Here is a 13,718-nt window from a genome sequence, read left to right as displayed (position 1 = left end):
ATCGCTCAAAACGCTCAGTCACCTTTCCCGCGCGGGTCAACCACTCACTCTATGTTGTGCTGCCCTACCTCCAACGGCATTACGTTTCATACCTCCTTCGCCCAAGAGAAAATAGCCTCACCACTAAACGAAGGAGTTAACCGGATGGGCGACTATCACCACGGCGTGGAAGTTATCGAAATCAACGATGGCACCCGCACCATTTCCACCGTCTCGACGGCAATCATCGGTATGGTCTGTACGGCCAGCGATGCTGACGACAAGACATTTCCTTTAAACGAGCCCGTGCTCATTACCAACGTGCAAACTGCGATTGCGAAAGCCGGCAAGGCGGGGACGCTGTCCGCTTCTCTGCAGGCGATTGCTGACCAGTGTAAACCGGTTGTCGTTGTTGTTCGCGTGGCTGAAGGCACCGCTGAAACCCCTGAGGAGGCGCGCAAACAGACCGTTTCCAACATCATCGGTACTACTGATGAAAACGGTAAATATACCGGCCTGAAGGCGCTTCTCACGGCGAAAACGGTAACCGGCGTTAAGCCACGTATTCTCGGCGTGCCGGGGCTGGATTCTCAGGAAGTGGCAACCGCGCTGGCCGCGATGTGCCAGAGCCTGCGCGCGTTCGGCTATGTCAGCGCATGGGGATGTAAAACCATTTCTGAGGCGATCGACTACCGCAAAAACTTCAGCCAGCGCGAGCTGATGGTTATCCATCCTGATTTTCTGGCATGGGATACCACCACGAACGCAACGACGACGGCCTGGGCAACCGCTCGCGCGCTTGGCCTGCGCGCCAAAATCGACCAGACCATCGGCTGGCATAAAACCCTGTCAAACGTTGGCGTCAACGGCGTCACGGGCGTAAGCGCTTCTGTCTCCTGGGATCTGCAGGAACAGGCTACCGATGCGAACCTGCTTAACCAGGCAGGCGTCACCACGCTGATTCGCAACGACGGCTTCAAATTCTGGGGTAACCGTACCTGCTCTGACGACCCGTTATTCGTCTTTGAAAACTACACCCGTACCGCGCAGGTGCTGGCCGATACCATGGCGGAAGCGCACGCGTGGGCGATGGATAAACCCATCACGCCAACGCTTATCCGCGACATCGTTTCCGGTATTAATGCCAAGTTCCGCGAGCTGAAAACCAACGGCTATATCGTCGACGGCTCCTGCTGGTATGACCCTGAGTCGAACGACGCAACCACCCTGAAAGCGGGGAAACTGTATATCGATTACGACTACACCCCTGTCCCGCCGCTGGAAAATCTTACCCTGCGCCAGCGCATCACCGATACCTATCTGGCAGACCTGTCAGATTCGGTTAATAGCTAAGGAGCTGAAGCATGGCGTTACCACGCAAACTTAAATACCTGAATATGTTCAACGATGGCCTGAGCTATATGGGCGTTGTTGAGTCTGTGACCCTACCGAAGCTTACCCGCAAGCTGGAGAAGTATCGCGGCGGCGGTATGCCGGGCTCGGTCTCTGTCGATCTCGGTCTGGACGATGATGCCCTGGCGCTGGAGTGGACCGTTGGCGGTCTGCCGGACGCCGCGCTGTGGGCGCAGTACGCCTCTCCGGGCGCGGACAGCGTGCCGCTGCGCTTTACCGGCTCTTTCCAGCGTGATGATACCGGCGAAATCTCCGCCGTCGAAATCGTCATGCGCGGCCGTCATAAAGAGTTTGATGGCGGCGAGAACAAGCAGGGCGAAAGCGGCACCACCAAGATGTCCACCGAGTGCGCGTACTACCAGTTGACCATTGATGGCAAAGAGATCATCGAAATCGACATCATCAACATGGTGCTGAAAGTCGACGGCGTCGATCGTCTGGCTGAACACCGTAAGGCCATCGGCCTGTAACCCTTTAACCGGCCGGGATAGCCGGCCGGTAAGCTAACTTTCAGAAGAGTAATGAAATGGAAAATAGCAACGAGAACGCCATGAACAACAGCTCATACATCGTCACGCTTGATAGCCCCGTTCAGCGCGGTGAGCAAAAAATTGAACAGGTGACGGTCTCCAAACCGAATGCCGGGACTCTGCGTGGGATCTCGCTGGCCTCGCTGGCGCAATCCGACGTTGATGCCCTGATCAAGGTGCTGCCGCGAATGACCTCGCCGGCTCTGACCGAGCATGAAGTTGCGCGTCTGGATGCCTGCGATCTGCTCTCTTTTGCCGGTAAGGTGATCGGTTTTTTGTCACCGGCTTCGGCTCGCTGAGATTTCCCGAAAACCTGTCGGTCGACGATCTGATGGCGGATATCGCGGTGATTTTTCACTGGCCGCCGTCAGAACTGTACTCCCTTAGCGTGACCGAACTCCTCTTATGGCGCGAAAAAGCGCTGCAGCGAAGCGGAAACCACCATGAGTAATAATGTCAGTCTTCAGGAGCTGCTTAAGGCAGTTGATCGTGCAAGCCGACCGCTTAACGCTCTCCAGAACGCCAGCCTGACTCTCGCGAGCGATATCCATGATTCGCAGACGGCGCTGGGGGCGCTCGACGAGCAGGCGGGGCGTATTAACGGCTTCAGAAAAGCAAATGCCCAGCTCGCCACGACGGAGCAGTCGCTTGCTCAGGCGAAACAGCAGGCGGCGGCGCTGGCGTTGCAGTTTAAAAACACACAAAACCCTACTCAGGCACAGGCTGATGCGCTGTCCGCAGCCCGAAAATCGGCAGCCAACCTCAAGCTTGAGTACAACAGCTTACGTTACTCGGTACAGCGTCAGCGGACTGAACTCGCTCAGGCGGGAATCAACACGCGAACGCTTTCGTCGGATGAGCGTCGTTTAAAAAGTCAGATCGGCGAAAAAACGCAGCAGCTTAACCGACAGCGGGATGCGCTGGCCCGCGTCAATCAGCAGCAAGCGCAGCTGAGTACCGTTCAGAATCGCTACGAGTCAGGCAAACGCGTTGCCGCGCGGGTGCATCAGCTGGCTAATGCGGGCGTGGGCATGGCCAAAGCGGGCTTTGATCAGACGTCTCGGTTTATGGCGCCTGGCATCAGTTTTGAAAAACAGATGTCGACTATTCAGGCAAGCCTTGGTCTGGAGAAGGGCGACGCCCGGCTTGAGGCCATTCGCCAGCAGGCCCGAGAGGTCAGTGCCAGGACCGGAGTCCCCGCAGATACGGTCGTCCGTGCACAAACCGAACTGGCTCGTTCAGGCTACGACGCCGATGGGGTTATTGCTGCCACTGTACCCACGGTTAACCTCAGCCTGGCGGGGAATGTCGACGCGGCTAAAGCGGCCGATATGATCGCCAGCACGCAGGCCGCCTATAACCTGGCCGATACGGATGCGGGACGCATCGCAGATTTACTTACCCGCGGGTTTACCTCTTCGAACACCAGTCTCGTTGAGATGGCGGCGGCCATCACCGCCGCTGCGCCCGCTGCGGATGCGACAGGTATGGGTCTTGAAGAGACAATCGCGCAGCTTGGCGTTCTGACGGAAAAGGGAATGAACGGTGCCGCCGCCGGGGACGCGCTCAGCGCGATGCTGCGACAGCTCCAGGCTCCGGATGCACTGCGTTCAGCCGCGGGTAACGGCGCGCTTGATAAAAAACGCCAGCAGTTGCAGGGGGCAACGGGCAGTGCCGCGATCGTGGCTTCCGTGCAGACCGACAATCTTGACGGCGATATCAGCAAATTCCAGGCCGCGTGGAGCGGGCTGAAGATTGACGTATTTGATAAAGCAGATGGCGCTTTGCGCAACCTGATAACAACCGCAACCGGCTGGCTTGGCACGGCCTCCCTGTGGGTGAATGCCAACCCTGAGCTGACGCAGACCCTCGCCAGCATTGTTGTCGGCGCGCAGGCATTTGCTGGGGTACTGGGTGGCGTAGGCACGGTTATTGGTCCGGTTCTGACGGGCATCAATATGGTTATTACCGCGGCCGGGATGTTAGGAACGGTATTCAGCGTGGTGGGCGGCGCCGTCATGACGGTGCTGGGCGCCCTTAGCTGGCCGGTGATAGCCCTTGGCGCGGCGATTGCCGCCGGTGCTTTGCTGATTTTCAAATACTGGGAGCCCATCAGCGCCTTCTTTGGCGGGGTGATTGAGGGATTGTCTGCGGTCTTCGCACCGCTGGGCGAGCTGTTCTCTCCGCTCTTACAGGCGTTTGGTTTCATTTCAGAAAAACTGGGCGGGATATGGCAGTGGTTCACCGATTTGATTGCGCCGATTAAGGCGACGCAGGAAACGCTGGATAGCTGTAAAAACGCTGGCGTGATTTTTGGTCAGGCGCTGGGGGATGCGCTAATGGCACCGCTTAATCTCTTTAACAGCCTGAGCGGCAAGGCCAGCTGGCTGCTGGAGAAACTCGGTCTTATCAAAAACGAGTCGGGTAATCTCGATGCCGCGGCGGCAAAAGCAGACGCGACATCCTCTCCTGCGGGCAGTGCGTCCATTCCGGTGGCGGGGATCTCTGGCGTCGGCCAGGGGTATCAGCCAACCCTCGTGCCGGGAGGACGCTCTTACGTCGATCAGAGTAAAAGCGAATATCACATCACGCTGCAGGGGGGCACGGCCTCCGCAACGGATCTGACGCGTCAAATCCGGGAGACAATAGATAGCATTGAACAGGATAAAGCGAGACGGCAGCAATCCAGCTTAATGTATGGTTGAGGAGAGATAAAATGTTAATGGTGCTGGGTCTGTTTGTCTTTGAACGACGAACTTTACCCTATCAGACAATGCAGTTTACAAAGGACTACCGCTGGGCGTCCAACGACCGGATCGGGAAACCTAAAGCCTGGCAGTACCTTGGCGAAGGCGAGACATCTTTTACCCTCTCCGGACTGCTTTACCCGGAGCTCACGGGAGGGCGGCTTTCCCTTAAGGCGGTCGAGCTGATGGCGAATGAGGGGAGGGCATGGCCGTTGATAGACGGAACCGGCATCATTCACGGCATGTTTATCATTGAGAAAGTCACGCATACGCATTCGGATTTTTACAGTGACGGTACCGCCCGAAAAATTAATTTTACGCTGGAACTGAAACGCGTGGACGAATCGCTGATGACGATGTTTGGCGATCTGAGAACCCAGGCCGATGAGCTGGTGACGAGCGCACGTAATAGCATTGGAGGGCTGGTGGGATGATTACGGAAATGAATATCCGGGCGGGTGGGAAAATCGCCCCTGATTTTATGCTTAAGCTTGACGATCGCGATATCACACAAAATTTCAGCCATCGTCTTATCAGTCTGAGCATGATCGACAAACGTGGACTGGAAGCCGATCAGCTGGATATTCAACTGGATGATTCCGACGGGCTGTTAGACTTGCCGGCCCGGGGGCAAAGCTCTCCTTATGGCTGGGATGGGAGGGAACTCCGCTCCAGCCGAAAGGGAACTTTACGATCGATACAATTGAATTTCGGGGCGCGCCGGACACGCTGACCATTCGGGGATGCAGCGCTGATTTTCGTGGAAAGCTAAACGTGCGGCGCGAACAGTCGTGGCATGACACGACGATCGGCGCGATAGTCAATACTATCGCTCAGCGTAACCAGTTAACTGCCAGCGTTGCGGCGGGGCTTGCATCCATCGCCATTTCTCATATCGATCAGTCTCAGGAGACCGACGCTGCATTTCTCACCCGACTGGCCGAACGTAATGGTGCCTTTGTTTCAATCAAAGCCGGCAAGGTTATTTTTATGAAAGCGGGGCACGCCGTGACGGCCAGCGGCACGCCGATCCCCTTAATGATGATTGAGCGTGGGGACGGCGATAAGCACCTTTTTTCCGTCGCAGACCGTGAAAACTATTCCGGCGTGACGGCCAAATGGCTGCAAACGCGCGACCCAAAACAGCAAAAACCTCAATTGAGTATTTTGCGTCAGTCAGGGGGCAGCCGATAGAAGCACTTCAGCACCCGGATGCCGCCGCACCGGTAGCGGGAGCTGAAGGCAAGGAGCAGAAACCGCAAGAGAGGCTGGTGGGATCGGCGGAAAACGTATTTGAGCTCACCACGGTGTATGCCTCTGAAGAGCAGGCTCTCAGGGCCGCAGAGGCGAAGTGGCGCGCGCTGCAGCGGGGTACCGTGAATTTTTCTATCCAGCTGGCGCTGGGGCGAGCCGATCTGTACCCCGAAACGCCGGTATTAGTAAACGGTTTTAAACGCGTCATTGACGAGCAGGCGTGGATCATCGGCGAGGTGGTGCATACCCTCAACGATAGCGGATTTACCACGCAGCTTAAGCTTGAACTGAATGCCACTGACGAAAAATTTATTGTTGATAGTGAGTAATACAGTTGCTATTGGTTTTATTTTGGGTATTATTGGTTCACAAAATGTGAATCAAATGGAGGGATACATGTTTCATTGTCCTAAGTGCAAGCACTCTGCGCATGCGCGTACCAGTCGCTATTTAAGTGAAAATACCAAAGAGCGCTATCACCAGTGCACCAATGTGGACTGCAGCTGTACGTTCGTGACGATGGAGTCCGTGGAGCGCCTGATTGCGACTCCCGGTGCGTCTGAACGTGTCCAGACGGCTTCGCTGAACCAGGGTTAGCGGCTGCGTCACCGGCTCAAAAAAGCCAATAAAAAAAGCCACTCAATCGAGTGGCTTAATTATATGATTATACTGCTAAAATTTGGTGGCCCCTGCTGGACTTGAACCAGCAACCAAGCGATTATGAGTCCCAACTCGAAGTTAGTGAAATCAGTAAATTACTGATTTTTATGTTTTCTTTAAGCCGAATAGTGATGAAAAGTGGCACATAGCGTTGTGTTCTGCTGCCATTTTGCTGCCAATCTTAGATAGTTTATGTAAACTGATGTCATCAGCATTTAACTCATCAACTTGAGTTAAAATTTCAATAAAAACCAATCAAAGTAAATGAGGATTAAAATGTCAAAACTCAGTGACATGGAAGAGTTAATTGAAACTATAGTTGATATTAATATGAAAAGTTATATGAGAGAAGCATTAACTTGTTACATGACGGATGCCTACAGAGCCTGTGTAATTCTTTGCTTTATTGCTATTTTCGAAGATATATTGAAAAAATTGGATGGTTTAGCAAAAACCAACTCCGTAGCCAGAAAACTTTTACTAGAAGTTAATAAAAAAAGAGATGCCCAAAAAGTATTTGAAGATGAATTACTAAACAAGCTTAAGTCAGAAAAAATAATAGCAGAAATTGATGCGAGTTTTTTGGAGGTGTTAAAGACTTTAAGGAATAAAGCTGCTCACCCTTCAGGTCATAAGCCGTCAGCTGAGGAAGCGCGGTTTGTTTACTCAGAAACTATTAAAAGATTTCTTTCAAGGCCTATATTAACTACCACGCAGACTGCTGATGAGATTTTACATTCCTTGGGGGGATCGTATCTTTTTCCTACAACTGACGTCGAAGATTACAGTGTTATAGTTAACAGCAATGTTAAGAATTTACATCGAGATGGTTATTCTTATCTTATAAAAAAGTTAGTATTATCAATAACTGAAAATCAAGGAATAATACACAACAATGCTCATAACTACATACTAGGTCTTTGTTATTCACCACTAAATTCAGAAGTTATCGAAGAAGTAAAAAAACAAGTCATTGTTGCTGGTGCTGCAGATGAGTCTAATGAGCAGCTACTTTTAGAGTGCATGGCTACGAATAATGAAATAATTAAGGGGCTTAGTGAAATCGACTATCTTAGAATTAAAAGGATGGTTGAATCCACAATTAACAAGACTAAAAAGACTGATCAGCATAACTTACTCGTGCATCCTGTTCAATTCATGGGAGGGGTTTTTGCTTTGGGAGCCTTAAGCGCTAAAAAATATTTTAATGAGGAAATTAATAAAGTACTGGATGTGTATCTATTTAGTACTACTATTAGTGAGTATGCATCAAAACATGAGTGGCTTAGGGAAATAATTTTAGGGAAAATTTATAATAGATCTGTTTCGGATAAATATAGCTCGGCAGCTACTCGCGCCGATGGGTGCGAAGCAAATGATGCTCATATTTCAAACTTACTTACTGGTGTTGAATGTTTTGAACTTATAATTAGGATGTTATGGGCTGCAGAAGATGGAGGAAAATACGCAGTGTCTGCAAGAGACTCTAATTTTGATGGGTTGATGCAAATAAAACAGAAGGCTAATTCTGCAACGATTCATGAAAAAGAAAAATGCACTAGTATTGTTGATCGTATTTATCCAGGGTTAGGCGAGCTATCTGAAATACGTGATAGTTATTTATCCTGATATCTAAGGGGGGCGGAGCCCCCCCTTAGATATACTCGATTTTTTTTTCAGGATTAAGATAAGGGATTAAGATATTTTGCTTCAGATAAATGTTCTGGCGCAAAGTGGGCATATCGCATTGTGATCTTAATATCGGTATGGCCTAATATTCTCTGAAGCACAAGTATATTGCCTCCATTCATCATGAAATGTGAAGCGAAAGTATGACGGAGCACATGTGTTAGCTGTCCCGCTGGTGTTTCGATTCCGGCACGTTGCATAGCTTTTCTAAAGGCTGAATAGCATGGTTTAAAGAGCGAGTGCGCTTTCCTGCTCATTGGCAGTTCAGCCTGTAATTTTTCAGTTATCGGCACCGCCCGGTTTTTCTTGCCTTTAGTTTTTACATAGATGATCTGACCGGCGCGGATTTGGTTTCCCTTCACCCCTTCCGCTTCACTCCATCGTGCACCAGTTGCTAGACAGATTTTAACAACGGCCGTTAAGTCCTTGAGTGCATCATGACTCGTAAACTTTCAATGCGCCCTTCAATCAATCTCGTGATTTCAGAACCGTACATTACCGTAGAGGAGTTCTGTCGCCGCACGGGTTACAAGAAAGGCACTGTTCGCCAGATGTACCGCGAAAACCGCTTACCTATCAGGAACAAGGATGGGGTTAACGGCCTCATCGAAATCAATATGCTTGCCCTAATTATCGAAGCAGCAGCCGGTTATGAAATCACAATGCAGGCTTGATGCATCCATATTGAGATAACGTGAGGCATTATTCATGTTTGATTTTCAGGTTTCCAAACATCCCCACTATGACGAAGCGTGCCGGGCTTTTGCGCAGCGTCATAACATGGCGAAGCTTGCCGAGCGTGCGTGTATGAATGTTCAAACGTTACGTAACAAGCTGAACCCGGAACAGCCTCACCAGTTCACGCCTCCTGAGCTATGGATGCTGACTGATCTAACCGAAGACTCAACCCTCGTTGATGGTTTTCTGGCGCAGATTCATTGCCTGCCTTGTGTGCCGGTGAATGAGTTGGCAAAAGACAAATTACAGACATACGTCATGCGCGCCATGAGTGAATTAGGCGAGCTGGCAACAGGCGCTGTATCGACTGAGCGTATGACCTCCGACCGCAAATACAGCATGGTCGAGAGTGTGAATTCTGGTACTGGGTTTTTGCTATGAAGAGCTTCGTTTTTTGTCAGGAAATCCCATAATTTTGGGAAAAAGTGTCAACCAGCGATGCTTAGAAATGCCAGGTTTTTTGCGCAAAGTATTGTGCAGTTCCTAAGAAATCCTAAGGTTTTTTGGGGTAAAAATGGAAAATGTAAACCACCCTGAGAACGGCATGGATACTGGCCAGGAGACAAATGTATAAAGTGACGATGTTAAGAAATGTTAAGGTTCGCGCGGGAAGAAAAGCAAAAAGTGTAAAGTGACCAGTTTGACCTACGCTGGCAGCCCATAATGCCCATAATGCCCATAATGCCCATAATGCCCATAATGCCCATAATGCCCATAATGCCCATAAGTCATGGCTGGTCTGATGTTCCTTCTTCCCTTACAACATATGGAAGAGTGGCAGGAACGGAGCAGGGTAGGATAGTTGCAGTTGCTTCACTCTGTAGCGTGTATCTGGCTGTACATTATTCAAAATAGTTCGTGTTGTAAGTTAGCCATAAGGGCGCTGGTCTAATAATACTTTTTTAGAACAGCGCCTAATTATGAGTTTTGTTAAGTAATTTATTCGATTTTAAGATTATTAGTTAAGTGTGCGATGGTATATTTGAAAACGTACTCGCTTTATTACATTTTCATATCCGGGGATCATCGAAGCAATTTCTTCAAAGCCCTTAAATTCAGAACGACTTGCTTCTTTGGAGTATATATCTGCTGCAATATGCAATGCCCTCATTGTGCCTTTTTCGCACACCCATGTGAGTAATTCAGACAAAAGCTGTTCACGCTCCCCTCCACTACGAATTTGGTTATTTAACCACAGCTCAATAAATGCAAGCTCACCTCTGTGGGCTTTATCCAGTTCGGAAAAATCAAAAGGAGGCTTTATGCGCAAGCGAATATTATGAGTTGATTCCGATTCCAAAAGTATTGGTTCTAAATGTTCGCGACAAAATTTTTTCCAATTCTTGGATCTACATTCTTCCCATAATCTATACAAGTCAATTTCCGAAAGTAATTTAAGATGTGGTTGCAAGGATTCAAGTTGGCTTTCACGAGTCAAGCCCACCCCCCCTGTGAACCCCAAGCCTACAGTAATGGAAAAATGCTTAAAAATTTTGGTTTTATCATCTGCTGTGGCTATAGCGTTATTAGCAAGTTTAACCAATTCAGGTGTACCCAAAAATAGAGCGATTTGTACAAATCGTGGAAGGTTTTTAATTTCACTCCAATGCTTGACAAGTATTTCTTGTGTAACATTTATATCTAGCTTGAGCAGGAGTTCTGGAAATATCCATTCGCCATGCTGTTCATGTTGTTCTTTAGGTAATTCACCTAACACCTTTATTGAATCATCAAGTAAGGCTGTGAATTCGCTAGTCCAAATATACCGCCCAGCTTGCCACCAATAACTAGCGTTACCTGTTTTAATTTTATTGACTATATATGGAATAGTCGATAAGTCATGCCGTCGTACTCGGGCCCATAACGCAATATCGTATAATATTTCTCCTGGTTGAATTGTCTGGGCTATGCAAATGTCCTTAGGCGAAACGCTTGCTTCCCATAACATGAATGCTTGCTTACGTAAGTGACTGTCATTACTAGTATTGAACGCTATGGAAAGTAATGTTTCTTTGCTCTCAACACTCATCGTTCGTCCTTGCTCTTTAGACAGACGATGCCACTCATCCTTAACAAAATGGTCGATAAATCCGCCATTATGTTCATTTTCCCTACTGCATTTAGCAAGATATTCAGAAAGATATTTTACTACGATAGGATCATCAATTCCCCGTAGCATATATGTAATAGGCCACTGTAGATCATCTTTCTCTGCTCGTAATATAAAATATTTTAAGGCAGATCTTGGCGGATAGTCTCTAAAATGCCAAGATAAACCATGCGCTGCTAAAGATGACCTTGACAATGTTACTATTGAATGATTATCCGGTTCTGGTAAAGCAGCCCAAGCATCGCAAATAGGACCAAGAGTAATAGCAGCTTCATCTCCGCAAACATGAGCGCCAGCCCATAGAAACACTACTAAATTTCGTTCCTCTGGTTTGGTATTACTCCATGCAACTCTCACCGCACCCGCTAACGTCGAATCGGCTAGATATCCTGCTAAATAAAGTGCACCTAAAATTTCTTTAAGTGAAGAGTTAGATGTTACAAGTATTTTCTCAACATTACATATTAACTCCTCCCTATACCTCTCAAGTACATAACTCACCAATTCGTGTTGGCCAGGGATACTGATATCCATTGAATATAATGTTAATAAATTGAGCCCAGCACTAAAATCACCATTCCTAAAACGAGCTTCGTAGAAAGTATGAAGTCGATCAGAATACGGGAATTTATCAGTCAAATCTAAAATGATAGGTGAATCTATTTCTGTAAGAATACTCAGGCCGAGAATTCTGCGAGTTGCAAAATGGGATGACTGCGTTTCAGCTAAAGAAAGCCACTTTTCTATGACATCATACAGCACTTTTGCATAGCTACTATTGTTTAAAACCGCGATTTTGAGAGCAAAGAAGGCAATAAGTGGGCTTTCGTCAATAAGTTGCAGTAGACAAGAAGCTTCCATTTCTACAAGAACTATTGCCGTACCAACTTGTTCAGCAAAATAAGGATCTAGAAGAAATGAATCCGTTACACCTGCATTTAATCTTGTGGCTATACAGCTTGCAAGTATAGAATGAAGTACACGGTCATGTCGGGCTTCAATCGACTCTTTCCCATTGCTTTGCACAAGCCTTAATAAGTTGCTTTTATTTACTAGCTCACGTAATACCTTTCTATCATCTTCTCTGTCAAGCCAGCACATCGCATCGCTCCAAGTTATCTGAAGGCATTTATGTTGCAACATTTGAAAACCAAGCCTTCCAATGGCACTTTCAATATCACTGACCGTATATCCTGAAGATAGGGCAACTTTTGCAAACTCACGTCTCATATACTCTGCAATGACATCTTGCGCATGCCCTGAACCAGTAAATTCGTGTAATCCAATTAGCAAGGGGTCTCGCCCCAAATCTTGTACGATTGCATTTGCAGAAATATCATTTTGTCGTTTGCCCAACGCTTCCCCGCGTAGTTTCACTGCCTCTAATGCTTCCTGCTCTGAGTACAATCCTAGAAAATGGATAATTCCTGCTTTTTGGGCATCCTTGAACTTGTCGAGAGTTGGGAGGAACCTCGGCCAAATAGGACAAAGCAAACGCCAATTACGCCAAGGATGTGGTGCTGCTTGCGAGATGCTGCTCAATGCCCAATCTACAACTTTCCTCAATAAAAAATCAGGATTCTGTGACCGACATATGTCTTCTATAACAACAATGAAAGGTTCAAATTCATTACACATCTCTAGTACTTTTCTACCAACTATAGGCTCAAGATATGGTAGGTACCGTCGCATTTCAGCATCAATAGCTTCTTCAAGAGATACTGCATCTTGAATTGTATGTTCACTAAGTATTATTCCCGCATTTCCGTTTTCTAGAGCGTTTTTTAGCAGCTCAAGGCATAGGGTCGTTTTACCCATACCTGAAGCTCCTGAAAGGATCACATGACCTGTACCGCTGAGTTTACCTGTGCGACCGACCAGTAGGTCGGTACTGGTAGGCTGTGTTCTTGCAGCCAAACACATTTTCCCTGCACGAATTAACTCGGCTTTAGAAAGTAGTGTTGCTGGTGTCCCAAGGTACTCATGACGAATCGCCTGACCGTCTGCAGTTGTATCAAGGAATTGTGCTATACGTGAAACAGACCATATGTCAAGGGTTACATCTGCTGCCGATGCAAGTGTTTCTGCTTTGATGCGAACTTCTGTAGGTTCTTCACGATTACAGGTTAGTGCTAGAGTGGCTTGTAACTCAGGATATGTCTTTCTAAGCTGGTTTATTTCGTGAATTGCTTTGACTAAATCGCCTTGGGGCTGAGTAGGTTTACCACCAATTTTACGTGGTGTTACAGTAGTTGGATCATGAAGCCACTTTCCAGCGAGGTCGTCGCGACTAGATGTAGTATGCGCGGCTGCTACGAGCCTATTTTTCCTATTGCCACCACTAATCCATCCTACGTTATCCAATGGCGCTTTAACTGTTTTACCATCTGTATTAACGCCCTGGTGAGATAGATTTGCGTACAAAGTACTATCTGCTGCCCGAAGAACTGAAGTTGCAATTCGCTCAAACAGTGCTGCATCCGTTATAGCTGCAAGTTGTCTAATAGTGTCCGTTGACATAATTATCAATTAATCATGAAGTGACTGCCTTTAAATTCAGCAATCTTTTGGTGGAAAGGGCCAGCAACTGGTTAGTGT

General features: G+C 48.0%; 10 protein-coding genes, 1 tRNA gene and 3 pseudogenes. 11 read left to right on the top strand and 3 right to left on the bottom strand.

The window, feature by feature from the left end:
• Positions 1–144: 144 nt before the first annotated feature.
• From ACMGGU_RS18125 to ACMGGU_RS18090, 8 genes and pseudogenes are all read left to right on the top strand, one after another.
• Positions 145–1,332 (top strand): phage tail sheath protein, encoded by a 1,188-nt coding sequence (locus ACMGGU_RS18125; RefSeq protein WP_234084597.1) that lies wholly within the window; start codon positions 145–147, stop codon positions 1,330–1,332.
• An 11-nt stretch (positions 1,333–1,343) separates the two neighbouring features.
• Positions 1,344–1,862, top strand: coding sequence for a phage major tail tube protein (locus ACMGGU_RS18120; RefSeq protein WP_045910027.1), 519 nt, complete (start codon positions 1,344–1,346; stop codon positions 1,860–1,862).
• Between the two features lie 56 nt (positions 1,863–1,918).
• Entirely contained in the window at positions 1,919–2,221 is a 303-nt protein-coding gene (locus ACMGGU_RS18115) for a phage tail assembly protein (protein WP_045910026.1), read from the top strand.
• A gap of 32 nt (positions 2,222–2,253) precedes the next feature.
• A complete protein-coding gene (locus ACMGGU_RS18110) occupies positions 2,254–2,373 on the top strand; it encodes a GpE family phage tail protein (RefSeq protein ID WP_023616176.1) in 120 nt (39 codons plus the stop codon).
• A complete protein-coding gene (locus ACMGGU_RS18105; protein ID WP_420300819.1) occupies positions 2,366–4,627 on the top strand; it encodes a phage tail tape measure protein in 2,262 nt (753 codons plus the stop codon). The genes ACMGGU_RS18110 and ACMGGU_RS18105 overlap by 8 nt, the downstream gene beginning before the upstream one ends.
• A gap of 11 nt (positions 4,628–4,638) precedes the next feature.
• Positions 4,639–5,103, top strand: coding sequence for a phage tail protein (locus ACMGGU_RS18100; RefSeq protein ID WP_420300818.1), 465 nt, complete (start codon positions 4,639–4,641; stop codon positions 5,101–5,103).
• A pseudogene (locus ACMGGU_RS18095) lies at positions 5,100–6,252 on the top strand (phage late control D family protein). Before ACMGGU_RS18100 ends, ACMGGU_RS18095 begins: the two are co-directional and overlap by 4 nt.
• Before the next feature lie 67 nt (positions 6,253–6,319).
• A complete protein-coding gene (locus tag ACMGGU_RS18090; protein WP_061714441.1) occupies positions 6,320–6,520 on the top strand; it encodes an ogr/Delta-like zinc finger family protein in 201 nt (66 codons plus the stop codon).
• A gap of 83 nt (positions 6,521–6,603) precedes the next feature.
• On the opposite strand, the gene ACMGGU_RS18085 is transcribed toward ACMGGU_RS18090, so the two are convergent.
• Positions 6,604–6,706 (bottom strand) — tRNA-Met (locus ACMGGU_RS18085).
• Between the two features lie 153 nt (positions 6,707–6,859).
• Between ACMGGU_RS18085 and ACMGGU_RS18080 the strand changes: the two genes are divergently transcribed.
• A complete protein-coding gene (locus ACMGGU_RS18080; protein WP_407859086.1) occupies positions 6,860–8,212 on the top strand; it encodes a hypothetical protein in 1,353 nt (450 codons plus the stop codon).
• Between the two features lie 53 nt (positions 8,213–8,265).
• Here the strand turns inward: ACMGGU_RS18080 and ACMGGU_RS18075 are convergent.
• A pseudogene (locus tag ACMGGU_RS18075) lies at positions 8,266–8,700 on the bottom strand (tyrosine-type recombinase/integrase); the annotation flags it as partial.
• A gap of 9 nt (positions 8,701–8,709) precedes the next feature.
• Between ACMGGU_RS18075 and ACMGGU_RS18070 the strand changes: the two are divergent.
• Positions 8,710–8,946 carry a regulator gene (locus ACMGGU_RS18070; protein WP_193821229.1) on the top strand — a complete coding sequence of 79 codons (237 nt, stop codon included), beginning with the start codon at positions 8,710–8,712 and terminating at the stop codon, positions 8,944–8,946.
• 34 nt (positions 8,947–8,980) lie between these two features.
• Positions 8,981–9,385: pseudogene (locus ACMGGU_RS18065) on the top strand (phage regulatory CII family protein); the annotation flags it as partial.
• 583 nt (positions 9,386–9,968) lie between these two features.
• Here ACMGGU_RS18065 and ACMGGU_RS18060 read toward each other — a convergent pair.
• Positions 9,969–13,640 carry a hypothetical protein gene (locus ACMGGU_RS18060; RefSeq protein ID WP_420300817.1) on the bottom strand — a complete coding sequence of 1,224 codons (3,672 nt, stop codon included), beginning with the start codon at positions 13,638–13,640 and terminating at the stop codon, positions 9,969–9,971.
• Between the last annotated feature and the right edge of the window lie 78 nt (positions 13,641–13,718).

The organism is Enterobacter sp. BNK-8 (assembly GCF_048685095.1).
GTDB lineage: Bacteria > Pseudomonadota > Gammaproteobacteria > Enterobacterales > Enterobacteriaceae > Enterobacter > Enterobacter quasiroggenkampii.
This window is presented reverse-complemented; position numbering and strand designations above follow the sequence as displayed.

Excerpts from the sequence above, each read along its gene's own strand:
- ACMGGU_RS18080 (WP_407859086.1), top strand. The coding sequence starts at position 6,860 with ATGTCAAAACTCAGTGACATGGAAGAGTTAATTGAAACTATAGTTGAT.
- ACMGGU_RS18105 (WP_420300819.1), top strand. The coding sequence starts at position 2,366 with ATGAGTAATAATGTCAGTCTTCAGGAGCTGCTTAAGGCAGTTGATCGT.
- ACMGGU_RS18110 (WP_023616176.1), top strand. The coding sequence starts at position 2,254 with ATGGCGGATATCGCGGTGATTTTTCACTGGCCGCCGTCAGAACTGTAC.
- ACMGGU_RS18125 (WP_234084597.1), top strand. The coding sequence starts at position 145 with ATGGGCGACTATCACCACGGCGTGGAAGTTATCGAAATCAACGATGGC.
- ACMGGU_RS18070 (WP_193821229.1), top strand. The coding sequence starts at position 8,710 with ATGACTCGTAAACTTTCAATGCGCCCTTCAATCAATCTCGTGATTTCA.
- ACMGGU_RS18115 (WP_045910026.1), top strand. The coding sequence starts at position 1,919 with ATGGAAAATAGCAACGAGAACGCCATGAACAACAGCTCATACATCGTC.
- ACMGGU_RS18120 (WP_045910027.1), top strand. The coding sequence starts at position 1,344 with ATGGCGTTACCACGCAAACTTAAATACCTGAATATGTTCAACGATGGC.
- ACMGGU_RS18100 (WP_420300818.1), top strand. The coding sequence starts at position 4,639 with ATGTTAATGGTGCTGGGTCTGTTTGTCTTTGAACGACGAACTTTACCC.
- ACMGGU_RS18090 (WP_061714441.1), top strand. The coding sequence starts at position 6,320 with ATGTTTCATTGTCCTAAGTGCAAGCACTCTGCGCATGCGCGTACCAGT.
- ACMGGU_RS18060 (WP_420300817.1), bottom strand. The coding sequence starts at position 13,640 with ATGTCAACGGACACTATTAGACAACTTGCAGCTATAACGGATGCAGCA.